Source organism: Vibrio sinaloensis (genome assembly GCF_000808535.1).
Lineage (GTDB): Bacteria > Pseudomonadota > Gammaproteobacteria > Enterobacterales > Vibrionaceae > Vibrio > Vibrio sinaloensis_D.
Window position 1 is genome coordinate 113638 of record NZ_JWLV01000013.1, and the last position, 23966, is coordinate 137603.

Here is a 23966-nt window from a genome sequence, read left to right on the forward strand (position 1 = left end):
GCGTTGGGAGCTTCAAATCGATCACTCTCATCAATAATTATATCAAGTACTGTGGCAAAGACTCAGACTTCGTTAACACTCTTTGCGACAAATCCCACAGCCTGCGAAACCCTATTTTGCTCAGATTTCTCAAACAGATAGTTTGCACTGATGGATATCCGAGTCATAATTATTAGGGCCTGTTGACATTATCAATACTGAATTGGCTTACACATAATTACCTCATCGGAGACAATCACGTGCACATCAGCCCCAATGATAGCAATACATACCGTTACCTCACTTTACCTAATGGTATCAGAGTGTTGCTGACGCATGACGCCAATGCGCAAAAGAGTGCCGCGGCGTTGGCCGTCAACGTGGGCCACTTCGATGATCCTCAAGACCGAGAAGGGTTAGCCCACTATTTGGAACACATGCTATTTTTGGGGACCGAAAAGTACCCGAAAGTGGGCGAATTTCAAAGTTATATTAATCAACATGGTGGCAGCAACAATGCGTGGACTGGGACCGAACATACTTGTTTCTTTTTCGATGTATCCCCCAACGCTTTCCCATCAGCCTTAGATCGCTTTAGTCAATTCTTTACCGCTCCACTGTTCAATCCGGAAGCGTTGGACAAAGAACGCCAAGCGGTTGACTCTGAATACAAGTTGAAACTCAATGATGACTCGCGTCGCTTATATCAAGTCAATAAAGAAGTGATCAACCAAGCGCATCCGTTCAGTAAGTTTTCCGTTGGTAATTTGGAAACGCTGGGCGATCGGGGCGGCAAATCCATTCGAGATGAGATAATCGACTTCCACTACTCGCATTACTCTGCGGATCTGATGACATTGGCCATCATTGGTCCACAAGAGCTTGATGAGCTTCAAACCCTGTGCGAAGAGATGTTTAACGACATTCCCAATCATCAACTTGCGGGCAAAAAAATCGATGTTGAGTACTCGAACGCTGATTCAACCGCGATTTCGGTGTATGTAGAGCCGATAAAAGATCTGCGCAAGCTGATTCTCGCCTTCCCAATGCCTGGTATGGATAAGTACTACCAAACCAAGCCACTCTCTTACTTCGCGCATCTGCTGGGCGATGAAGGACCTGGAAGCCTGATGGTCGCACTCAAAGAACAAGGCTGGATTACATCCCTCTCCGCAGGTGGAGGCGCAAGCGGCAGTAACTATCGGGATTTCACCATTAGTTGCTCACTGACGCAGGAAGGGATGTCGCATACAGACGATATCATTCAGTCGGTATTCAGCTACATAACCCTTATCAAAACACAAGGAATGGATGAATGGCGATACCTTGAGAAAAAAGCCGTTCTTGAATCTGCGTTTCGCTTTCAAGAGCCCACAAGACCACTTGATCTGGTCAGCCACCTTGTCATTAATATGCAGCACTATCAGGCCGAAGATGTGGTTTACGGCGACTACATGATGCGAGGCTATAACGAGCAACTTCTCACTTCTCTGACTGATTATTTCTCAGTCGACAATCTTCGTGTCACACTGATTGCTCAAGGACTAGATTACGATAAAGAAGCGAAGTGGTACTTCACACCTTACGCGGTTCACCCGATTAGTGACCAGCAGCGATCACATTATCAAAAGCCATCGCCGCTCAAATTTTCTCTGCCTGATAAAAACCCTTTCATTTGCTACGATCTCGACCCTCAACCCATTGAGGGCAATGACACTGTACCTCAGGTGATTGAAGAGTTACCCGGCTTTAAACTTTGGCATTTGCAAGACACCGAATACCGAGTACCGAAAGGCGTCTTGTACGTTGCTATCGACAGCCCCCAAGCAGTTTCAACCCCGACAAACATCGTAAAAACAAGACTTTGTGTTGAGATGTTCTTAGACAGCTTGGCGAAAGAGACATACCAAGCAGAAATTGCGGGCATGGGTTACAACATGTACGCCCATCAAGGTGGCGTTACCTTAACCGTATCGGGTTTCACTCAGAAGCAGCCGGAGTTGATGCAACTCATTTTGCAGCGCTTTGCTAAACGGGACTTTAGTCAGCAACGCTTTGACACGATAAAAACGCAAATGCTAAGAAATTGGCGCAATGCTTCGCAAGATCGTCCAATTTCGCAACTCTTTAATGCTCTAACCGGAATCTTACAGCCGAACAATCCCCCCTACTCGGTGCTAGTCGACGCGTTAGAGTCCATAAGCGTTGAAGAGTTATCCAGTTTTGTTGAAGACATTCTCTCTGAATTGCATGTTGAGATGTTTGTCTATGGTGACTGGACGAAAAAAGAAGCGCTCAGCCTTGGGAATACGCTAAAAGACGCGCTAAGAGTCAAGAATCAACAGTACGAAGAATCGTTACGACCGCTTGTCATGTTGGGTAAAAACGGGTCGTTTCAGCGGGAAGTGTTTTGTGACCAAGAAGACTCAGCCGTGGTGCTTTACTATCAATGTGAAGATAAGAGCCCCCGCAGTATTGCGCTGTATTCACTGGCTAACCACTTAATGTCAGCGACGTTTTTCCATGAGATTCGAACAAAGCAGCAGCTTGGCTACATGGTAGGCACAGGGAACCTACCACTAAACAAACATCCAGGTATTGTGCTCTATGTTCAATCACCCAATGCCGCTCCAAGCGACCTAATCCAGTCCATTGATGAGTTTTTAAACGCCTTTTATATGGTCCTACTCGAGCTAAATGAATACCAGTGGCACAGCAGTAAACGAGGGCTATGGAACCAAATCGCGGCACCCGATACGACATTGAGGTCTCGGGCACAGCGGTTGTGGGTTGCGATTGGTAACAAAGATCTCGACTTTAACCAAAAAGAAAAAGTGCTAGAAGAACTTAAAACTCTGGATCGCTCCGACATGATTCGTTTTGTCGTCAACGAGCTCAAACCTCGTACCGCCAATCGACTCATCATGCACACGCAAGGCAATGCGCACCACGAGTCAGAGAAACTCGAACTTGGATCTGAGATCGGATCAATTGAAGAGTTTCAGTTAAGGCCAAAAGACATCGAACTCGGTTAACTCGCGTCGTCATTAACTCGCTTGTTCTGATTCAACAATCTTCTTTAACGAATGTGGGTGTAGCTTGATGCACACCCCGTTTCGTTTAAATGCCACCGTCGGATTGTTCAAACGTTCCCCTTCTCCTTTTGGGCTCGATAGTTTGATTTTCACGCCTTGATCCGACAAGACATCATACTTCTCAGCGAAACAAGGAAATTGGCGTTTGAGATCTACCAAATATTCTTCCGCCGTTCTAGCGTGAGATGGTACAACAAACTCTACATGCTCCCAGCTTTGTTCGGGGTAGAACTTACCCTCTGCGGGATAGGGTAGCTCCAAACACTCGATTTGCCACTCTAATGCGTTAAGTGGCTGATTGAATTCAAGAACGATGATCGGTCGACCATTGATCATCGCGTTGGAAATTTCTTTCCCCGCTTTTAGCCATTCTTGATGGGTTAAATGTGCCAATTCTGCTTCGTTGATGCGCAGTGCAATATGATCTGCTTGAAAATCCGACAAATTAATATGCAAGATTTCGCCTAACTGTTGGATTTTATGCATAAAATCGTTCAATTTTTGCTTCATCTGTTGGGGCATTAATTCAGCATCAATCAGTCTTTGAGACATTTAATTTCACCTAAAACATTAATTTTTCTTCAATACTAACAAGATCATCAGGAAAAGTAGAAAATTTCCCAGTTCACTCCCTATAAGGAATCCAATAAAGTTGCTATTATGTGCTTCAAATTATGAACTAGATCGAGATATACATTCATTCCATTTCGGTGGATATTATTCAGGCAACGACTGCAAGCCTAGCAATAGCGAATGTATACCCAACCAATTCCCTAGAATTGAAGGAAGCGCGTGTGAATATCCAAGCACTTATTAATGACAAAGTTTCTCAGGCTCTAGAAGCCGCTGGCGCACCTGCAGGCAGCCCTGCCGCAGTCCGCCAATCTGCAAAACCACAGTTTGGTGATTACCAAGCGAATGGCGTAATGGGCGTAGCGAAAAAGCTAGGCACGAACCCACGCGAATTTGCACAGAAAGTATTGGATGTTCTGGACCTAGACGGTATCGCAAGCAAGACTGAAATTGCAGGTCCTGGTTTCATTAACATCTTCCTAAGTGAAGAGTTTCTAGCGAAGCAAGCCGAGTCTGCATTAGCAGATGCTCGCCTAGGTGTCGCGCAAGAAGAACAGCAAACGATCGTAGCGGACTACTCTGCGCCAAACGTTGCTAAAGAAATGCACGTCGGTCACCTACGTTCAACCATCATCGGTGATGCAGTTGTTCGTACTCTAGAGTTCTTAGGTCACAAAGTGATCCGTGCTAACCACATCGGTGACTGGGGTACTCAGTTCGGCATGCTTATCGCTAACCTAGAACGCGTTCAAAAAGAGTCTGGCGAAGTTTCAATGGAACTGTCTGACCTTGAAGCCTTCTACCGCGAATCGAAAAAGCTCTACGACGAAGACGAAGAGTTCGCTGTTCGCGCACGTAACTACGTAGTGAAACTACAAAGCGGCGACGAATACTGCGCTGAAATGTGGAAGAAACTGGTTGACGTTACTATGGTTCAAAACCAACGTAACTACGACCGCCTAAACGTATCTCTAACTCGTGACGATGTTATGGGTGAAAGCATGTACAACGACATGCTACCTGGCATTGTTGCCGATCTGAAAGAGCGTGGTATTGCTCAAGAAGACGATGGCGCTCAGGTTGTCTTCCTAGAAGAGTACAAGAACAAAGATGGCGAAGCGATGGGTGTTATCATCCAAAAACGTGATGGTGGCTTCCTATACACCACGACGGATATCGCATGTGCTAAGTACCGTTACGAAACACTAGGTGCAAACCGCGTACTTTACTTCATCGACTCACGTCAACATCAGCACCTAATGCAAGCATGGACTATCGTTCGTAAAGCAGGTTATGTGCCAGAAGAGGTATCACTAGAGCACCACGCGTTCGGCATGATGCTAGGTAAAGATGGTCGTCCTTTTAAGACTCGTGCAGGTGGTACGGTTCGTCTTGCTGATCTACTCGATGAAGCAGAAGAGCGCGCAATCAAGCTGATCGAGTCTAAGAACGCAGATCTTGATTCAGAAGAGAAAGTCAAAATCGCTAACACTGTTGCTATGGCAGCGGTTAAGTACGCAGACCTATCTAAGCACCGTACAACAGACTACGTGTTTGACTGGGACAACATGCTAGCGTTTGAAGGCAACACGGCGCCTTACATGCAGTACGCTTACACTCGTGTCTCTTCTATCTTCGCTAAAGCAGGTATCTCTATGGATAACCTAGCAGGCGAAATCAAAGTGACTGAAGAGAAAGAAAAAGCGCTTATCGCTAAACTGCTACAGTTTGAAGAAGCGGTACAATCTGTTGCTCGTGAAGGTCAACCACACATCATGTGTAGCTACCTATTCGAACTAGCAGGCCAGTTCTCTAGCTTCTACGAAGCGTGCCCAATCCTTAACACTGAAGACGACTCAGTGAAGCAGAGCCGCTTGAAACTTGCAGCGCTGACTGCGAAGACAATCAAGCAAGGTCTATCTCTGCTAGGTATCGAAACGCTAGAGCGCATGTAATTCAGCATCTCGCATTTAGATAATCAGAAAGGTTGGCGTGAAAGCGTCAACCTTTTGTTTTATCTGGCGTATACTGACGTCATTCAATTCAAAATGGAAAATGATAATGAGTTTTGAACTGCACCCTCAATTGGCAAAAGATACCACCATCATTGGTCACTTCCCGCTGTGTGTTGCACTGCTGCATAAAGACAATGCCGTACCTTGGGTTATCTTAGTGCCTAAACGCGCCAATCTAAAAGAGCTGCATCACTTACCGATGCAAGAGCAACAGCAATTTTTGCATGAATCTCAAGCGGTGAGCCAAGCGCTAGAAGCGACCTTCAAGCCACAGAAACTCAACCTCGGCGCGCTTGGTAACATGGTTCCTCAACTCCACATCCATCACATCGCCCGATTTGAAGACGATATTGCATGGCCAGGGCCGGTATGGGGAAACACTAAGGGAGAGTTTCGGACTGAGCAAGAGCAGTCTGAAATCCAAACAAGAATCGGCAACGTCCTTTCATTAAGTAAGCTGTTCACTCGCGCATAAAAAAAAGGCCGTTCTATTACTAGAACGGCCCACTTAATTAGCTTGATTACATTGTCACTGTCACGGCCAAAGCATTACGTGCAACCATAGAATAACGCACACGAGTGATATGATTCGCCGCATTGGTATCAACCAAGCGAGAAATCACCCCTTTCCTAATCCAAACGGAGAGCATGGCATCCACCCCATCTTCGCTAAGCGCAAACTGCTTCGCCAATTCACGCTGAGAAGCAGTGCCGTTGCGCTCGATGTAGTACTTTAACTCAGACAATATCATGCGACTTGCACCTCAAGCTCTGGCTGCGCCTTCTGACCAGCTCTTTTCAATAGCTTGAAAACGATCAAACTTGTCAACATCACACCACCAATCCAAGCGGCGCTGGTTACTGGATGATCAGCGAAGTGAGTCACTTGGTAATAGAGGGCGGCACTTCCATAGGCCAATCCCATCGTCCAAACCGCAATAAATCTCGCGTATTTGCTGCCAAATTCACGCACATAAGCCCCCATAGCCGCGACACAAGGAGTGTAGAGCAAGATAAACAGTAAATAGGCAAATGCAGCGTGACCAGAAGCAAAGTGAGACTTTAGATTACCAAAGATAGACGCATCAACTTCCTGCTCTTGCGCAACAGCTTGGCTGTCTGTCAAATCTCCCACTTCAATACCGAGCGGGTCTGAGTAACTTAAGCCTGAAAGGTTATCAGGAATTGACATTACGGCCTCTTCAAGACTTGCGAATAAATCATACTCACCCGCTTCATCTTCCGCTGGCGCGTAGAGACTATTGAGTGTCCCGACAACCGCTTCTTTAGCAAAAATACCTGTAATAATACCCACCGTTGCTGGCCAGTTGTCGTTCTCGATACCGATAGGGGCAAAGACTGGTGTGACGACTTGGGATACTTTGGAGAGCACCGAGTTATCGCTATCTTCGTTGCCAAACGTTCCATCTGCACCAACAGAGTTGAGGAAGCTAAGGATGGTCACTACCACCACTATGGTTTTTCCCGCACCCAATACAAAGCGCTTCAGTTTTTGCCAAGTCTTAATCACCACATTACGCATGGTCGGCAATTCATAGTCTGGCATTTCCATAACCAAACTTTCGCTAGAACCGGGATAGATGGTGTGCTTGAGCACGAATCCCGTCAACACAGCGGCAAAAATACCGATTAAATACAAGGCGAAAACCACATTCTGGCCACTCTCTGGAAAGAAGGCCGCTGCAAACAATGCATAGACAGGCAAGCGCGCACCACATGACATAAATGGCGCCATAGAGGCAGCTAACTTACGTTCACGCTCTTGATCCAATGTACGCGTCGCCATTATTGATGGCACATTACAACCAAACCCAAGAACAAGCGGGACAAATGCTTTTCCCGGCAAGCCGATTTTTTGCATAACTTTGTCTAATACAAACGCAGCACGAGACATGTAACCTGAACTTTCAAGCACAGCAAGGAACAAGTACAAACAAGCGATTACGGGAATAAAGGTGGCTACCGTTTGAATACCCCCACCTAAACCATCAGCGATTAAAGTCACCAACCAAACAGGGAGATGGCTATCTAACAAATAATGCCCACCATCAACCAGCAAGGCTCCCACGCCAATATCGAAGAAATCAATAAAAGCGCCACCAATGTTGATAGAGAACATGAACATTAAATACATCACCACAAAGAAAAACGGCACGCCAATCCATTTGTTCAAGATGATGCTATCGACTTTTTCGGTAAAACTGTGGCTAAGCTTTCCCTCACTACGACGCACTTTTTTACATTGGTCATGCAAAAAGGTGTACTTCGTATCTGCAACCAACAAATCAATATCGATGCTCACTTGAGATTGCGTTCTAATCACCCGCTTTCTCTCTTCCTGCGACAATGCGTTGAGCACTAGGCGATCATTTTCTAATGCGCGAATAGCCATCGCTCGCGCCGCGACATCTCTATTCTCAGCGAATACGGGCTCCAGCTCTTTAATGGCGCTTTCAAACTCAAAACCATAGTCCAAACGCAACTCATCCAACGCAACCCCTTGCACAATAGCTTTGTGAAGTCGATCTTTTAGAGTAAGCACTTGGCTTCGACTGTTGGCTGAGATAGCAAAAACTGGGCAACCCAACATGTTTTCTAGCGCTTTGATGTCGATCGTTTGTCGCTCGCGCTTCAGTGCATCCATCTTGTTCAACACAACAATCATAGGACGACCCAATTCACGCAGCTGAAGAGTCATATAGAGACTACGTTCAAGACAGGTGGCATCAACGACATTAATGATCAGATCCGCTGGATGAGTTAACACCGATCTAGAGGCGATAGACTCATCGATACTGTTACTGTCATTGCCGCTATCAAGCGCATAGATACCGGGTAAGTCTGTTAAAGAGAATTGATCCCCAGAATGGAAGAACTTACCGGTTTTCTTTTCGACCGTTACGCCCGCCCAGTTGCCAACCTGCTGCTTGGCCCCTGTTAGCCCATTAAAGAGTGTTGTTTTACCACTGTTCGGGTTACCTACGGTGAGAATTTGATAGTCCACTAGTTCACCTCCACGCTAATTGCACCGGCAATATTTTCGCGAACAGCAAGTGATACACCGCGAACTTCAACTTGAAGTGGATCGCCCATTGGCGCTCGACGAATCAAAGTCACCGATGTTTGAGGCAGCAGCCCCATCACCATAAGTTTTTTTCTCACATCAATAGAGAGCTCATTGAATCCAGTAATAATGGCTTTTTGCCCTTGTTGTAGTTCTGATAATGTCATAAACAGGCCAGCTATATACAAATGAAAAGTATTTTTATTAACGCTTCCAATAGTACTTCCTTCAAATGTAACAATTCTTGTCTGAAATCAATCTTTGCACTTTTGGAAATGTCATTTTCGTTAAAAGAAGCGCCGTCAAAAACGTTAAAAACTAGAAATGAAAAAGGAAGCCGAATTACCAAGAACAAAAAAAATCAGACAGGATTGACTTTTAACTCTTTTAATTCAAAGGCTTACATAACTTGTCGCTTTTCTTATGTAATACTGGCGTTAATTTTATAAGTAAAAAAAGGCCAAGGATTTATAGTTAATCACGTCGAGAGGGAGACCTTAAGACAAGAATTCCAGAGGTGGCGCATCCAGCGTCACTCCGGCAGCAAGCGAAGGTGTCATTGGCACCCGTGGTATAGTCCCCCCGGCTATACCACGATATTTTTTTTCATCTCATCTCAATTGTTACACTTCAAACCTCAATCCATTGACTAGCTTAAACCACTCAGTTTCCGTCTAAGATAACTGTTGTACGTATAATCATGCTTGCGCAATAAGACTGCTACGATGCGGTTCTATGGCTTAAGTAGGTTGTAGATTTCGGGATTAGAGCTTACGACGAAAAAGGAAACGAAGTCCTTCTCTAACCAAGACAAAGTGGTTTTTACGACTCTTGCTGCTCGACAAACTGCGTAGGTGGGACGCCAAAACGATGTTTGAAACGTTGACTAAAATAGGAAGGGTCGTTGAATCCGCACTCAAAGGCAACGTCAGACACTTTCTCGCCAGCCAATAAACGGCGACAAGCTTGATCCAAACGCACCTCCGTTAAATATTCGGTGAAGGTTTTTTCAATCGCAGCTTTGACTCGTCTCTGTAAACTACGTTCTGACACATACAACATCTTCGCAGCAACAGACGTACTGAACTCTGGGTCAGAGTAGCTCTCTTGCACTAATGCTTTTACTTTTATGAGCCACGGGTCTTCAGCTGGCGCTTCAAGGCGGTCTTCCTCAGTAGGTAGCTCGATCACTGACTCTTCATCAAACGATTCACTGCCCTGCCAAGTGATTTCCATTAGATTACGCTCAACCGAACTGTGAGTGCTAATAGAGCCACCACTTTGATCAACCAAGGAATGAAGGGTTTGTAGGGTTGAAGAGTGGCTGTAGTTCTCCAGTGACTCACCTTGTTCAACAACCGACAGCGTCACCCACTGATCTTCTTGACGTATCGAGATGATCACGACTTGGTTTCGGTAACAACGTTTGGTAATGCTATCCAATAACGTATTGAGCAACTCGTCGAGATTAAACGTCGCCAAAGTGATGTAATGATCCGAGTCATCATTGCGCTGAAATTCAACCTGAATCCCCGATTTAACCAATTCTTCTTCCCAACCATTCAATACCGAGTGCAGAATCAAATTAAGGTTGTAAACCGGAACCGCTTGACCATTGGTTGTTCTGACATGGAGTAGTAGATCCAACTCTTTGACCAGATAATTAAGCATATGTTGATGACCACCACTCTGCTCTGAAGGGTGCTCTACAGACGAACTGATCAGACGTTGCTTCATCGCCTCAATGGACTGCGTTGTGATTAAGCGTCGAATTTGCAGTTGCTTTCTTAATTGCTGGTTATTGCTCAACAAGATACGACTTTGGTGACGCAGTTGGTTGGTTTTCAGGGCTACCTGAGCTTTAAGCTGTCTGTTGGCTTTGGTCATGATTCGTGAACGCCAATAAACGACCGTGGCCAAAACAAACAGCGTTATAAGTGCATAGGCTAGAAGTGCATAAGTCGTTAAGAACCACGGTTTGGTAACATAAAACAGAAACTCGTTGCTTTGACCACGCTGGTTTGTGTTGATCACCGCTCTAACCTCTAGCCTGTAGTGGCCGGGCATCATATGGTCAATATTCAGCGTCGCGCCATCTAGCAGTTGCCATTGTTCCTCATTGAGACGGTACTCGACAGAGACTTTATTGACTTGAGGTAGCACACCAAATTGGAACGATACCGATTCACCGTAGCCAACTTCCAATAATTGCTCTGACGTTTCACCGAGCGAATGAAGGGTTTGATTGACTTTTACTTGGCTAATGATGACTTTAATATCAGGCAAACGGCTCACAACCAATTCGTGAGTATTCACTTTGATCAAACTCGATTTAGCGCCCAGTAGCAGAGTACGTTCACTGTCAGTGCTGTAACTACACAGGCGCGGAGAAAACTCATTGCTTATCAAACCAAAGGGTTCTCCGTAGTGGCGTATCAGGTCGCCTTGCTCAGAATATCGTGTAAATCCAGCCGATGAAGTCAGCCAAATGCCATCTTGGTTTTTGAGTAAGCACTTGGGCGTAATGTGCCCATCAAGTAAAGGAATCGGGTCAACATGTCCGTTGTAGAGACCAAAACGATAAAGGCCGTAGCGGCTGGCAACCCAAACTTGCTCATCCGTAACCTGAACAAGATTAATGACCAATCCAAACGGAACACTCTCACCTACGAAGTTCACTTGCCCGTCGCGCATTACATACACGCCGTGCTCTGTACCCAGAACAAGATGACCTTGAGACGTAACCATCATTTGCGTGAGCTGAGCAGGCAAGTATCTTTTAATCATCCACTCAGAGCCATATTGCGTCAGCGTATTGGTCGTCATCTCATAACTCCACAGCTGCTGATCGCTTGCTCCCCACAACAACCCCTTTCCATTCAATTCGAGCAGTTTGGTTGGGAAAGACTTCAGATAAATAGGTAGATTGTCATCCTTAATAACCTGCCCAGTCATCGAGTCGACGCACACTATCCCGTTGTTTGTCGCAAGCCACAAGACACCATTGTGTTCAACCAAATCGTGCACTTTCCCTCGGTAAAAAAGCTCACGTCTGCTGACTTTATTCAAGCTCACTCGATACACGCCATTATCACTGATCATCCAATAACCGTCTTTGGTCTTCATACGAGTCAGATAATGAGGCTCATCCATGGATAAATTCGTCGAGAGTAGACGATCGGGGAATCGTTCGAACTTGTGCGAAAAAAGCGAGAAGTAACGTACCCCTCGATCGGTCGCAATCCAAATACCGCCAGATTGATCATTTAGCAGCGCATATATTTTGCCTTGGCTGACAACATTATCATTGAAGCCAGAGGACGTCAGACGCTTACTTTCGCCCGTCAAAAAGGAATAGACAACGAGACCTTTCTCAGTCCCGATCCAGTATTCTTGACTCGTTTCAGCGATACTTAGCACATGTGAGCCGGGTATCTTTTGTATGGGTTTGTTGGGGTTTTGGATATCAAAGATCAACGCGCCCTGAAGTGAACCGATCACTAATTCTCGACGCTTGTCAGAAAAGTAGATCTTTTCAACGTGCTTTTTCCCTGAACTCGCTACATGTTCAAAGTTCTCATTCTGAGAAAGGTAAACCCCTGCGTTCGTACCTAACACCCATTTTGACAGGATGAATTTTGCGTCGTTTATCTCAATCGATGCGGATTGGCTGTACTGATAAAGGGACAGCAGCGAATAGGTGTTGAAGCTGCCGCTATCAACGTCATAGGTGTAAAAACTGGTATCGTCAGAGAGCCAAATATAGCGCTTGGATGCCCCTATTCTCTTGATTTCGACGCCAGGTTGGAGACTGAAAATGAGCTCTCGTTCTTTGTTTGGTTCAGTACGATAAATCTCATTGCGGAAAAACGACCAAAAAGCATTGTCTAAAAAGGCAACGCGATCAACCTCATGCTCCAACGCAGAGCCAGACTGAGGCATGATATTTTGACCATCAAAGAACAGTATTTGATTGCGAACATCTTGGAACCAAACGCCACCACCATCGGCTAAAAACAGATCCTTAGCGGCAAATACTTTTCCTTGGGCTTGTGTGGGTAACGGGTAGAAAACAGTTGGCGTTGACTCGACAGCACTGACGATAGGCGCTAACCAAATTAGAACCGTAACCCATAAGGCTCTTATCACCTAAACTTTCCCTAACAGCAATAGAATTAAAACAGAATAGTGTTCGTTCACTAGTGGTAACGCCGAACAACTGAATATTTATTTTGTGAAGATAATTATCTAAGAATAGGGAGAATAAACAAGTGAGTCTGCGACATTCCGCTGACTTTTAAAGCGAAATTCACATCTAAATGGCTTACTGAAGAAAAATGTTGAAAAAGGGAGCCACGCTCCCTTCCCTATTACACACCACCTAGACAGTTGAAAAAGCTGTCGGCTAAATTCTGCCTAAACTGAAAATAAGACCCTGGCTGTACGACCACACTGGTACCCAAAGGGTCAAGGACGCCAACACGAGCATCGCTTCCTCGAGTAACAGAGTCAATAACAGCTGGCGTAAACTGTGGTTCTGAGAACACGCAGACTGCCTGCTTCGAAGACAGGGCTTTACGAATTTTAATTAATGTTTTTGCCCCCGGTTTTCTGTCAGGGCTTACCGTGAAGTGACCTAAGTGGTTCAGTTCAAAATCACTCTCAAAGTATCCGTAGGCATCATGAAAAACGTAATAACCTTTCTCTTTCACGGGAGTAAGCTGAGACATCAATGCCACTTGTTGCTGTTCTAGCTTAAGTAAGAACGCGGCCAAGTTATCCTGATATCGCTGAGCATTTTTCTCATCTAAACGACTCAACTTGGCAACGATCGCTTTTGCTACCTGCTTAGTGGTTTTATAACCCAACCAAAAATGTGGATCATGACTACCATGATCATGACCGTGATGGTCATGATGATCGCCGTTGTACTCTCGTAGCTCCAATCCATCAACGTCACTCAGAGTGAGTACGCTATCGCGATTTTCAAGAATTTTAGCAAGGAAAGGTTCGAGGTCATTGCCAAACCAAACAATCATATCGGCACTTTGAATACGCTTTACGTCAGATGGTCTCAACGCGTAATCATGTGGGGAAGCATTCGCAGGGATCAAAACATCAACTTGGGACACTTCTTGCGTCAACTCGGTAGCTATCATTTGAATGGGTTTGATACTGGTTAACACTATCGCAGCATTTGCACTAAATGCCGCCAATAAAACACTGACAAAAGAAAAAATACGCTTCATAAAGGGAACAGTCGTCTAGTCTAACAAGGGATTAAATGTTACATTATAACATTAAGTAATTGCAAATGAGTGCTATTCATGTCGACATTGGTCGAACTCACTGACATCTGCGTTCAATTTGAAGAGCGCAAAGTACTAGATAGAGTCTCTTTAAAACTGAACCGTGGAGAAATTACCACGTTAATCGGCCCTAATGGTGCAGGCAAATCAACGCTAGTAAAAGTGCTACTCGGTTTACAGCGCAAGTATCAAGGAAAAGTAACCAAGAGCAAAGGTCTAAAGATCGGCTATGTACCTCAAAAGCTCAAGCTTAATGATTCACTGCCGCTCAACGTAACAAGGTTTTTGAAACTCTCTGGCCGATTCAGCCAACAAGAGATCATAGAAGCATTGAAACTGGTTGGCGCCGAGCACTTGTTAACCTCAAGCATGCACAGCCTATCGGGTGGTGAAAACCAGCGTGTCTTACTCGCTCGTGCTCTACTGCAACGTCCAGATTTATTGGTGCTTGATGAGCCAGCACAAGGCGTTGATGTGCAAGGGCAAATCGATCTTTACGATTTAATCGATACCATTCGCCATCGTTTCAATTGCGCCGTTTTTATGGTGTCTCATGATCTGCATCTTGTTATGGCGAAAACCGATGATGTCATTTGTTTGCATCATCACATCTGCTGTTCTGGCTCGCCAGCAGCAATAAGCCAGCACCCAAGCTATATCGCACTCTTCGGCCATGGCCACCAAGAGGCGCTTGCTCTGTATAACCATCAGCATACTCACCACCACCATGATTTGGCAGGGCAACCTGTGTCTGGCGATGCTTCAAGCTGTTCACATCATTCACACGGACACCACCATGATTGAGTTTTTACTACCATCTCTGCTTGCTGGGCTTGGCATTGCCATCATTGCGGGCCCGCTTGGCTCCTTTGTCGTGTGGCGCAAAATGGCATACTTCGGTGACACACTGGCACACGCATCACTCATGGGTATTGCGTTTGGTTTTTTGCTTAATGTAAACCTTTATCTCGCACTGGTGGTTTGTTGTCTCGCTCTTGCACTGATCCTGGTGACTCTGCAAAAACAACAACTGGTTGCGACGGATACCCTACTTGGCATTTTGGCCCACAGCGCTTTGTCTCTCGGTTTGGTTGCCGTCAGCTTTTTAGATGATGTGCGAATTGATCTGATGAGCTACCTCTTCGGTGATTTGCTTTCTGTAACCCCCACTGACTTGATGTATATCTACGGTGGTGTGATTATCGTGACCGCGATACTGGCAATCTTCTGGCGATCGCTACTTGCGACCACCGTCAGTGAAGATTTAGCGGCGGTTGACGGCCACAATGTGGATTTGATGCGCCTTGTTTTGATGCTGATGGTCGGTTTGGTTATCGCTATCGGGATGAAATTTGTCGGAGCGTTGATAATGACATCACTATTGATCATTCCTGCTGCTGCGGCCCGTCGATTCTCATCAACGCCAGAACAGATGGCACTGTTGGCTTCACTTATTGGCGTTCTCGCTGTCGTGTTCGGTTTAAGCCTATCTTGGCACTTTGACACACCGGCAGGGCCATCGGTAGTGATTAGCGCGACCGCCATGTTTATGCTCTCTCAACTAGTTAGAACCAAGGCATAAATAAAAAGCCGACGTATTTTACGTCGGCTTTTCAGTCTAACTCTTGCGTTTACGCGCCTTCGTTATGTAACTCTAGGTTAGCGAGTTCTTGTTGAATCTCACGCTGGACTTTCGCATCGTCGTTGCGTAAAGACTCCAAAAACTCTAGATACTTCTGGTCGATATCTCCGGTAACATATTCGCCGTTAAACACCGATGTTTCAAAACGAGCAATGTCACTGTTACCGATGCCAACAGCTTCTACTAAATCTTCAAGCGTTTGGAAAATCAGTTCATCAGCACCAATCTGCTTACAGATTGCGTCGTTATCACGGCCATGAGCAATCAGCTCATTTGCGCTTGGCATATCGATACCGTAAACGTTCGGGAAACGAATTTCTGGGGCAGCAGAGACCATGAACACTTTCTTAGCACCTGAATCACGCGCCATTTCGATAATCTGCTCAGAGGTTGTACCGCGCACAATGGAGTCGTCCACGAGCAAAACATTCTTATCTTTAAATTCTGAGCGAATCGCGTTGAGCTTGCGACGGACCGACTTTTTACGCTGCTGCTGACCAGGCATGATGAAGGTACGTCCAACATAACGGTTTTTCACAAAACCTTGGCGGTAGGGTTTGTCAATCGCTTGAGCAATCTGCAGGGCAATATCACACGATGTCTCTGGGATTGGAATAACCACATCAATATCTAAATGCGCGTACTCATCACGAATACGATCACCAAGTTTCTTACCCATTTCTACTCGAGCGCTGTATACCGAGATTTTATCGATAAACGAGTCAGGGCGAGCGAAATAAACAAACTCGAAGATACATGGGTTAAGTGCTGGGTTGTCAGCGCACTGCTTGGTATGCAGCTCACCATCAAACGTAGCGTAGATCGCCTCACCAGGAGCCACATCACGAATAAAATCAAAACCAACCGCATCCAATGCGACCGATTCAGAAGCCACCATGTATTCCGTACGGCCGTCCACTTCACGCTTACCTAGGCATAGAGGGCGAATGCCATGTGGGTCACGGAAAGCAATCATACCATGGCCGATGATCATTGCCGTTACCGCGTACGCTCCGCGAATTGCACGGTGAACATTAGTTACAGCGCGGAAAACATCTTCGGCTGTCACATTGCCTTTAACCGTATCTATTTCATGCGCCAATACGTTAAGTAATACTTCTGAATCCGACGTCGTGTTAAGGTGACGACGGTCTTTTTCAAATAATTTCTGACGAATTTCATTGGCATTCGTTAGGTTACCGTTATGAGCCAACGTGATACCAAATGGAGAGTTAACATAGAAAGGCTGCGCTTCAGACGCACTTGAACTGCCTGCCGTTGGATAGCGAACATGGCCAATACCAACTGTGCCTTGCAGTCTTTGCATGTGCTTTGCTTCAAACACATCTTTCACCAAACCATTCGCCTTGCGCAGACGAAAACGATTGCTTTCTATGGTACAAATACCCGCGGCATCTTGGCCACGATGCTGCAAGACCGTCAATGCATCATAGATAGACTGGTTTACAGGCGTTGTGCCCACGATTCCAACAATACCACACATGTCCTAACCCTCGATTTTCGACAATGGCTGACGCGCTAAAGCGCGTCAGATAAGAAACTTGATGTTGCTTGTAAGTGTTCAAAGAACGGAGCAATGATGTGCTTAAACTGCGGCACCAATTGCGAGCCCTTAAACCACTCCGTATCTGGAAATGATGTAAACGTATCCAGAAAAAATAGTGCAGCCGAGACAATCAGAACACCGCGTAAAGCACCAAACACAATACCCAGTACTCGGTCAGTTCCTGATAAGCCTGTTTTTTGCACCAATTGTCCGATCACGTAGTTCACGACCGCTCCAACAATAAGGGTTGCGACAAACAAGGCTGCAATCGCCGCTCCGTTTCGAAACATCTCATCTTGGATATTGGTAAAGTACACCGCTAACTTTGCGTAGTACTGACTGGCGATAAAAAAAGCACCAAACCAAATCACTAATGACAACGCTTCTTTAGCGAAACCACGAACTAAACTGATCAAAGCCGAAAGGCCGATCACACTTAAAATGACAATATCTAACGGATTCATTCTTTACTTACATCTTAAGTTGGCGCGCATTTTAACAGAAAAAACGCTGACGCAAACGTTTTCTTATGGGTTTAGTGGTTTAAATTTGAGCAACTGACCTTTTGAGCCGGTAATTTTTTCGAGTTCAATCACTTGGCGTTCAAGTTTGCTCTTCGACACATCTGGGCCGATTATTACTCGCGTAAAATTGTTCTCTGGCTTCGCATGCGCTTGATAGCCACGCTTTTGCAGATCTTTGACAAGGTTCTTCGCATTGTCAGCATTTTTGAGGGCCATCAACTGAATGATCCACGCGTTTTCTTGATACTCATTACGCTGCGGAATTTCCTTAACGATAACGGGTAACGGTTCTTCTTTTGCCCCTTCGGACTGTGCTAGAGAAGTCTCCTCAAGCGTCACCTCTACTGGCGTTTCGGGTAAACTCGCAGAGTCGTCGACGGGGTCAAGAACTTCGAATGACTCAAGATCATTGCCGACTTCAGGTTTAATCGGAATACTCGCAATCTCTTCTTTGTAATGTGTTTTCTTACCATCTAAGACATCAGGTAAAACAATCACCCCAATTGCAACCAAGATGATGGTACCGACTAAACGGCTTTGAAACTTACTGGCCATTTACTCTCCTTTTCTTTCCCAGTGTTCAAGCACTTCCCCTACAGTGTGGAAAGAGCCTACTACGAGGATGACATCTTCGGGGGCCGCGTGTGTCATTGCCGCATCAAAAGCGGCCACAGGGGATTCAAACTGGACATTGCCTGCGGGTAGGTGCTGACAAAGCTCTTCCGCCGTCGCTGCTCTTGGTCCAGTAAGTGATGCCGGATACCAGTGCGTCGCAATTGGCGTTAGTGCTTCAAGCGTTGCTTTAATGTCTTTGTCGTGCAGCATCGCGACCACTGCATGTATCGTTTTGCCGGGATATTGTTGGTGAACGCGGCCAACTAAGTACTCCGCAGAATGCGGGTTATGAGCGACATCAAGCAAAACGGTTGGCGAATGATTGATGATTTGCATTCGGCCAGGCAGCTGAGCGTTGTTCAAGCCGTTGACGATGTTAACGTCAGTAATGTCTAGATTTGCTGTTGCAAGCGCCATTAACGCCGTCGCAGCATTTTGCAAAGGTAAACTCGGTATAGGGAGCGCTTCGAGGTCATAAGACCCATGAGTCCACGTCCACTCGGTTTCGGAAGTTTGCTCATATCGATATTGAATGTCGACTTGATAAAGCTCAGATCCGATGTCATCTGCGTGTGCAGCGACAGTAGAAGGCGCTTTTGGCTGACCGCAAATAGCAGGTTTGCCACTACGGTAGATCCCTGCTTTTTCGAAACCAATCACATTGATGTCATCGCCAAGCCAATCGATGTGGTCGAGAGCAAGGCTGGTGATCACAGACACATCATGAGCAACGACATTAGTCGCATCCAAGCGCCCACCAAGACCAACCTCAAGCAAAACAACATCGACTTTTTCAGTTTGAAATAACCGTAAAGCGGCCAAAGTGCCATACTCGAAGAAACTTAAACTGATATCGCCACGCTGCTGTTCAACAAAGTCAAAGGCTTCGGTGTGCTTTTCATCGCTTAAATCTTGGCCATTGATTCGAACCCGTTCATTGTAACGAATCAAATGAGGAGAGCTATAGACACCAACGGAATAGCCAGCATCAAGTAAGATGGCTTCCATTAATGCACAAGTAGAACCTTTGCCGTTGGTTCCTGCAACAGTGATAACGGTAGGTGCGGGTTTGGTAAGATTGGCAGACTCTGCCACGGCTTGGACACGTTCTAAACCAAGATCAATGGCAGACGTATGGATATTTGCTAAATAATCAAGCCACATCGAAAGTGGAGATGTGGCTTGAGGAATTTGGGTTTGACTCATCTAACTAAAACCAAAAATTAGTGGTGGTTTGTTAGTGTGTTACTTTACCCTTTTTCTTCTACTTCTGGTACATCATAGTGCGCTTCATTTGGTGAATCATTCACAGAAACCACCAAAGGCGACGCTTGGTTAGTCATTTTAGCCAATAGACTACCGATACGCTGACGCATTTCACGACGGTCGACGATCATATCAATCGCACCGTGCTCAAGTAAGAACTCACTACGCTGGAAGCCTTCTGGTAGATCTTCACGAACCGTTTGTTCGATAACACGACGGCCAGCGAAACCAATCAGAGCTTTAGGCTCACCGATATTCACATCACCAAGCATTGCGAGACTCGCAGAAACACCGCCCATAGTTGGGTCTGTCATCACTGAGATAAACGGCAAACCTTTCGCTGATAAACGCTCTAACGCTGCACTGGTTTTGGCCATTTGCATTAGCGACATCAGTGCCTCTTGCATACGTGCACCGCCACTTGCTGAGAAACAAACAAGACCGCAATTGTTTTCCATTGCTGCTTCCACAGCACGAACAAAACGAGCACCAACAACAGAGCCCATTGAACCGCCCATGAAGGAAAACTCAAACGCACAGGCGACAACCGGTAAACCAAGTAGCTCACCTTTCATAACCACAAGCGCGTCTTTTTCGCCGCTACTCTTTTGAGCCGCTGACAAACGATCTTTGTATTTCTTTGAGTCTTTGAACTTCAGTTTATCTTTCGGCTCTAACTCATCTGCTAGTTCTACGCGCTCACCTTCATCTAGAAACGTTTCTAGGCGACGACGAGCCTTCATGCGCATGTGATGGTCACATTTTGGACACACTTCTAGGTTACGCTCTAGCTCAGCGTGATATAGCACTTGTTCACATGACGTACATTTCGTCCATACACCTTCTGGGATCGAAGCTTTGCGTGAACTACCGATGTTGCTTTTTTCTAAAATCTTTTCAAGCCAACTCATGGAAGACCTTTTCTCTACTACTCCCGCGCAAAGTGCGAAGGATACAAATTCTGAATTTATGCGTGAGGATTAAAGCATATAAAATGCCAGCTGTGCACAAAAAACTGGTTGTACCTATTTTCTGTACCTATCTCTCACACCCTAAACAACTGATTGTTTCGACAATTTAACACGAATTAGTTCAAGTTATCGGGCAAAAATAGTGGCCCAATCGGCACTCTTGGCAATTCAAACTCTGCAGGGTAATCCACATCGACTAGGTACAACCCTTCCGCTTTTGCTGTTGCACCTGCGAGCTTGCGATCTTTCGCCCCAAGCAACCATTGAATCCATTCAGGCTCTTGCTCGCCACGACCAACACAAATCAGGCTGCCTGTAATATTGCGAACCATGTGGTGAACAAACGCATTTGCTTTAATATCAATCACCACGTACTGATTATGCCGTGTGACATTAATGTGCATCATATTGCGCCAAGGGCTACGTGATTGACAGTGGGTCGCTCGAAACGAAGTAAAATCGTTTTCACCAAGTAAGTATTGTGCCGCTAAATGCATTTTCTTTTCATCTAGCTCACCATGATAGTGGCTTACACCCGTAGAGAGGATGCCTGGTCGTAGCGCGCTATTAAAGATGATGTAGCGATAGCGACGCGCGGTTGCAGTAAAGCGAGCATGAAACTCTTCAGGCACTTCTTTCGCCCAACGCACGGCAATATCACCGGGAAGATTCGCATTGGCACCCATTGTCCAAGCGACCATTTTACGGCTTGCCGTCGTATCAAAGTGGACCACTTGACCTGTACCGTGCACACCTGCATCTGTTCGGCCTGCGCATTGAACTTCGACCGGATGGTTTGCGACAACACTCAGCGCTTTCTCCAATTCCTCTTGAACGCTTTTCACGTCTTGTTGACGTTGCCAACCATAGTATTGAGTACCGTTGTATTCGATACCTAAAGCTATTCTCATCAGGGGATCTCTCAGGGTCTGCTCAGTAAGGGCGGCAAGTATAAACACTTTCCAGAAAAAAAATAAGGGGGACGCCTGTCCCCCTTGTGTTTGATTGTTTAGCTGCGGTTTATATCGTCGATTAAGCGTTTTGCTTCGCGTCGAATTTCATCGCTTCCATCTACAATGGCTTCTTCAAGTAACTTTTTCGCTCCTTGAGCGTCGTTCATTTCCATGTAAATTTTAGCGAGATCCAGTTTTCCCGCAGCCTCTGCATTTGAGTCAACATCTTCACTGCCAATATCACCGATAACGTCAGGGAAATCATTCAGACCAACATCAAGCTTCAGCGAGTCATCAATCTCTTGTGCTTCTTCGGCGTCCACTTCCGCCATCAGTTCATCAATGGTTCGGAACTGGTTTTCTCGGGGATTGAAATCATCGAGTGATTGTTGGTCTTCCCAATTTTCATCAAGAACTTGAGCTTGCTCTGGAAGGTTTTCTTGAGACCAAATGTCTTGCTCTTCTTCTGGAATATCATCACTGATTTGCGCTTGTTGATCGTCCGACAGTGTAAATCCATTCCAATCTTCTCCCCCCACTTCCAACATAGCGTCGATATCCATACCAGCACTATCGGACGTTGTCGCATCAATTGGGTTATCAAATGAGAAACTTGCCGTTTGGTTCTCTTCTGTATCGGAGAGCAGCTCATCAAAGGCTTGCTCATCGAAGTCGCTTTCAGAGAAACCTTCTACCGATTCTGTTGCGTCTTCCAAATCTGGGAGTTCAATATCATCAAGATTGAAGCTTGTCTCATCATCTTGCTCAGAGAGTTCTTCACTGCTCTCACTGAACATATCCGCAAGCGCGTCTTGCTCGTTGTACTCAGGAAGGTCGAGATCGTCTAACTCAATAGATTCGTCAACAGGCTCAGCGCTTGGCTCTATGTCCGGTTGCTCTCCTGCTGGCATCTCTGGCTCTGATGCCATATCCGCCAGCGCGTCTTCTTCGCTGTATTCTGGAAGGTCGAGATCGTCTAGTTCAATGGATTCATCGGCAGACTCAGCGCTTGGATCCACATCAGCTTGCTCTGCTGCTGGCACCTCTGGCTCTGACGCCATATCCGCTAGCGCGTCTTCTTCGCTGTATTCTGGAAGGTCGAGTTCGTCTAGCTCAATAGATTCATCAGCAGGCTCAGCGCTTGGATCCACGTCCGGTTGCTCTGCCGTTGGAATCTCTGGCTCTGATGCCATATCCGCTAGCGCCTCTTCTTCGCTGTATTCAGGAAGATCGAGGTCGTCTAGCTCAATGGATTCATCGGCAGGCTCAGCGCTTGGCTCCACATCAGCTTGCTCTGCTGCTGACATCTCTGGCTCTGATGCCATATCCGCTAGCGCGTCTTCTTCGCTGTATTCAGGAAGGTCTAGATCGTCTAGCTCAATGGATTCATCGGCAGGCTCAGCACTTGGCTCCAAGTCCGGTTGCTCTGCCGCTGGCATCTCTGGCTCTGACCCCATATCTGCCAGCGCGTCTTCTTCGCTGTATTCAGGAAGGTCGAAGTCTTCTAGCTCAATGGATTCATCGACAGGCTCAGTGCTTGGCTCCAAGTCCGATTGCTCTGCCGCTGGTAGCTCTGGCTCTGACGCCATATCCGCCAGCGCGTCTTCTTCGCTGTATTCAGGAAGGTCGAAGTCATCGAGCTCAATAGATTCATCAACAGGCTCAGCGCTTGGATCCAAGTCCGCTTGCTCTGCCGCTGGAATCTCTGGCTCTAGCGCCATATCCGGCAGCGCGTCTTCTTCGCTGTATTCTGGAAGGTCGAGATCGTCTAGTTCAATGGATTCATCGGCAGGCTCAGCACTTGGCTCCAAGTCCGATTGCTCTGCCGCTGGTAGCTCTGGCTCTGACGCCATATCCGCTAGCGCGTCTTCTTCGCTGTATTCGGGAAGGTCGAAGCCGTCTAGCTCAATGGATTCATCGGCAGGCTCAGCGCTTGGCTCCACATCAGCTTGCTCTGCTGCTGACATCTCTGGCTCTGATGCCATATCCGCCAGCGCATCTTCTTCGCTGTATTCAGGAAGATCGAGTTCATCTAGTTCAACGGCTTCATCGGCAGGCTCAGCGCTTAGCTCCACATCAGCTTGCTCTGCTGCTGGCATCTCTGGCTCTGACGCCATATCCGCCAGCACGTCTTCTTCGTTGTATTCAGGAAGATCGAGTTCATCTAGTTCAACGGCTTCATCAACAGACTCTGCGCTTACATCAGAAGAAGGCGCTTCTTGTGACAATGATGCAATTGAGTCTTCCTGAGCAATCGCTTGTTCCGGTTCATCTACTAACCAGTCATCATCTTGCGGAATACCAAACTCGTTTGGAATCGCTTCTGGCATTGGCGGGCGACTTTCGTCCACTTCTGGAGTCTCTGGAGTCTC

Annotated in this window: 18 protein-coding genes; 5 read left to right on the forward strand and 13 right to left on the reverse strand. The window is 46.3% G+C overall.

Features of this window, described 5'->3' with window-relative positions; genetic code table 11:
* Nucleotides 1-239 precede the first annotated feature (239 nt).
* Nucleotides 240-3014: an insulinase family protein gene (locus RJ47_RS10655; RefSeq protein ID WP_039483733.1), complete on the forward strand. Its 2775-nt coding sequence runs from the start codon at nucleotides 240-242 to the stop codon at nucleotides 3012-3014.
* 12 nt (nucleotides 3015-3026) lie between these two features.
* Here RJ47_RS10655 and RJ47_RS10660 read toward each other — a convergent pair whose 3' ends face one another.
* Entirely contained in the window at nucleotides 3027-3626 is a 600-nt protein-coding gene (locus tag RJ47_RS10660; protein WP_039483735.1) for a VOC family protein, read from the reverse strand.
* 242 nt (nucleotides 3627-3868) lie between these two features.
* Between RJ47_RS10660 and argS the strand changes: the two genes are divergently transcribed.
* Complete coding sequence (gene argS, locus RJ47_RS10665; protein ID WP_039483737.1) at nucleotides 3869-5602, forward strand: arginine--tRNA ligase; 1734 nt, start codon at nucleotides 3869-3871, stop codon at nucleotides 5600-5602.
* A gap of 106 nt (nucleotides 5603-5708) precedes the next feature.
* Complete coding sequence (locus tag RJ47_RS10670) at nucleotides 5709-6137, forward strand: HIT family protein (protein ID WP_038141006.1); 429 nt, start codon at nucleotides 5709-5711, stop codon at nucleotides 6135-6137.
* Nucleotides 6138-6183: 46 nt separating this feature from the next.
* On the opposite strand, the gene RJ47_RS10675 is transcribed toward RJ47_RS10670, so the two are convergent.
* The 5 genes from RJ47_RS10675 to znuA form a co-directional block, all read right to left on the reverse strand.
* On the reverse strand, nucleotides 6184-6414 hold the full coding sequence (locus tag RJ47_RS10675; RefSeq protein WP_038191740.1) for a FeoC-like transcriptional regulator: 231 nt from the start codon (nucleotides 6412-6414) through the stop codon (nucleotides 6184-6186).
* Nucleotides 6411-8687, reverse strand: coding sequence for a Fe(2+) transporter permease subunit FeoB (feoB, locus tag RJ47_RS10680; RefSeq protein WP_039483739.1), 2277 nt, complete (start codon nucleotides 8685-8687; stop codon nucleotides 6411-6413). The genes RJ47_RS10675 and feoB overlap by 4 nt, the downstream gene beginning before the upstream one ends.
* Nucleotides 8687-8914 carry a FeoA family protein gene (locus tag RJ47_RS10685; protein ID WP_039483740.1) on the reverse strand — a complete coding sequence of 76 codons (228 nt, stop codon included), beginning with the start codon at nucleotides 8912-8914 and terminating at the stop codon, nucleotides 8687-8689. Before RJ47_RS10685 ends, feoB begins: the two co-directional genes overlap by 1 nt.
* A gap of 655 nt (nucleotides 8915-9569) precedes the next feature.
* On the reverse strand, nucleotides 9570-12896 hold the full coding sequence (locus RJ47_RS10690; protein WP_039483742.1) for a helix-turn-helix domain-containing protein: 3327 nt from the start codon (nucleotides 12894-12896) through the stop codon (nucleotides 9570-9572).
* A 221-nt stretch (nucleotides 12897-13117) separates the two neighbouring features.
* A complete protein-coding gene (gene znuA, locus RJ47_RS10695; protein ID WP_039483744.1) occupies nucleotides 13118-13996 on the reverse strand; it encodes a zinc ABC transporter substrate-binding protein ZnuA in 879 nt (292 codons plus the stop codon).
* A 78-nt stretch (nucleotides 13997-14074) separates the two neighbouring features.
* On the opposite strand from znuA, the gene znuC reads away from it, so the two are divergent.
* A complete protein-coding gene (znuC, locus tag RJ47_RS10700; protein ID WP_039483746.1) occupies nucleotides 14075-14860 on the forward strand; it encodes a zinc ABC transporter ATP-binding protein ZnuC in 786 nt (261 codons plus the stop codon).
* A complete protein-coding gene (gene znuB, locus RJ47_RS10705; RefSeq protein WP_039483748.1) occupies nucleotides 14853-15638 on the forward strand; it encodes a zinc ABC transporter permease subunit ZnuB in 786 nt (261 codons plus the stop codon). Before znuC ends, znuB begins: the two co-directional genes overlap by 8 nt.
* 49 nt (nucleotides 15639-15687) lie before the next feature.
* On the opposite strand, the gene purF is transcribed toward znuB, so the two are convergent.
* The 7 genes from purF to RJ47_RS10740 form a co-directional block, all read right to left on the reverse strand.
* Nucleotides 15688-17202, reverse strand: coding sequence for an amidophosphoribosyltransferase (gene purF / locus RJ47_RS10710; protein WP_038141511.1), 1515 nt, complete (start codon nucleotides 17200-17202; stop codon nucleotides 15688-15690).
* A 35-nt stretch (nucleotides 17203-17237) separates the two neighbouring features.
* Nucleotides 17238-17729 (reverse strand): CvpA family protein, encoded by a 492-nt coding sequence (locus tag RJ47_RS10715; RefSeq protein ID WP_039477769.1) that lies wholly within the window; start codon nucleotides 17727-17729, stop codon nucleotides 17238-17240.
* Nucleotides 17730-17792: 63 nt separating this feature from the next.
* Nucleotides 17793-18344, reverse strand: coding sequence for an SPOR domain-containing protein (locus RJ47_RS10720; protein ID WP_039483749.1), 552 nt, complete (start codon nucleotides 18342-18344; stop codon nucleotides 17793-17795).
* Entirely contained in the window at nucleotides 18345-19610 is a 1266-nt protein-coding gene (folC, locus tag RJ47_RS10725) for a bifunctional tetrahydrofolate synthase/dihydrofolate synthase (RefSeq protein ID WP_039483750.1), read from the reverse strand.
* A gap of 44 nt (nucleotides 19611-19654) precedes the next feature.
* On the reverse strand, nucleotides 19655-20581 hold the full coding sequence (gene accD / locus RJ47_RS10730; RefSeq protein ID WP_005471616.1) for an acetyl-CoA carboxylase, carboxyltransferase subunit beta: 927 nt from the start codon (nucleotides 20579-20581) through the stop codon (nucleotides 19655-19657).
* Between the two features lie 176 nt (nucleotides 20582-20757).
* A complete protein-coding gene (gene truA, locus RJ47_RS10735; protein ID WP_038141519.1) occupies nucleotides 20758-21552 on the reverse strand; it encodes a tRNA pseudouridine(38-40) synthase TruA in 795 nt (264 codons plus the stop codon).
* Nucleotides 21553-21650: 98 nt separating this feature from the next.
* Nucleotides 21651-23966, reverse strand: a 2316-nt coding sequence (locus RJ47_RS10740) for a FimV/HubP family polar landmark protein (RefSeq protein ID WP_039483753.1), incomplete at its 5' end; no start/stop codon positions are given.

Bases quoted from the DNA above. Each gene is read 5' to 3' on its own strand.
- znuC (WP_039483746.1), top strand. From the start codon at position 14,075: ATGTCGACATTGGTCGAACTCACTGACATCTGCGTTCAATTTGAAGAG.
- RJ47_RS10685 (WP_039483740.1), bottom strand. From the start codon at position 8,914: ATGACATTATCAGAACTACAACAAGGGCAAAAAGCCATTATTACTGGA.
- folC (WP_039483750.1), bottom strand. From the start codon at position 19,610: ATGAGTCAAACCCAAATTCCTCAAGCCACATCTCCACTTTCGATGTGG.
- RJ47_RS10670 (WP_038141006.1), top strand. From the start codon at position 5,709: ATGAGTTTTGAACTGCACCCTCAATTGGCAAAAGATACCACCATCATT.
- znuB (WP_039483748.1), top strand. From the start codon at position 14,853: ATGATTGAGTTTTTACTACCATCTCTGCTTGCTGGGCTTGGCATTGCC.
- RJ47_RS10675 (WP_038191740.1), bottom strand. From the start codon at position 6,414: ATGATATTGTCTGAGTTAAAGTACTACATCGAGCGCAACGGCACTGCT.
- RJ47_RS10720 (WP_039483749.1), bottom strand. From the start codon at position 18,344: ATGGCCAGTAAGTTTCAAAGCCGTTTAGTCGGTACCATCATCTTGGTT.
- RJ47_RS10660 (WP_039483735.1), bottom strand. From the start codon at position 3,626: ATGTCTCAAAGACTGATTGATGCTGAATTAATGCCCCAACAGATGAAG.
- truA (WP_038141519.1), bottom strand. From the start codon at position 21,552: ATGAGAATAGCTTTAGGTATCGAATACAACGGTACTCAATACTATGGT.
- purF (WP_038141511.1), bottom strand. From the start codon at position 17,202: ATGTGTGGTATTGTTGGAATCGTGGGCACAACGCCTGTAAACCAGTCT.
- znuA (WP_039483744.1), bottom strand. From the start codon at position 13,996: ATGAAGCGTATTTTTTCTTTTGTCAGTGTTTTATTGGCGGCATTTAGT.
- RJ47_RS10715 (WP_039477769.1), bottom strand. From the start codon at position 17,729: ATGAATCCGTTAGATATTGTCATTTTAAGTGTGATCGGCCTTTCGGCT.
- accD (WP_005471616.1), bottom strand. From the start codon at position 20,581: ATGAGTTGGCTTGAAAAGATTTTAGAAAAAAGCAACATCGGTAGTTCA.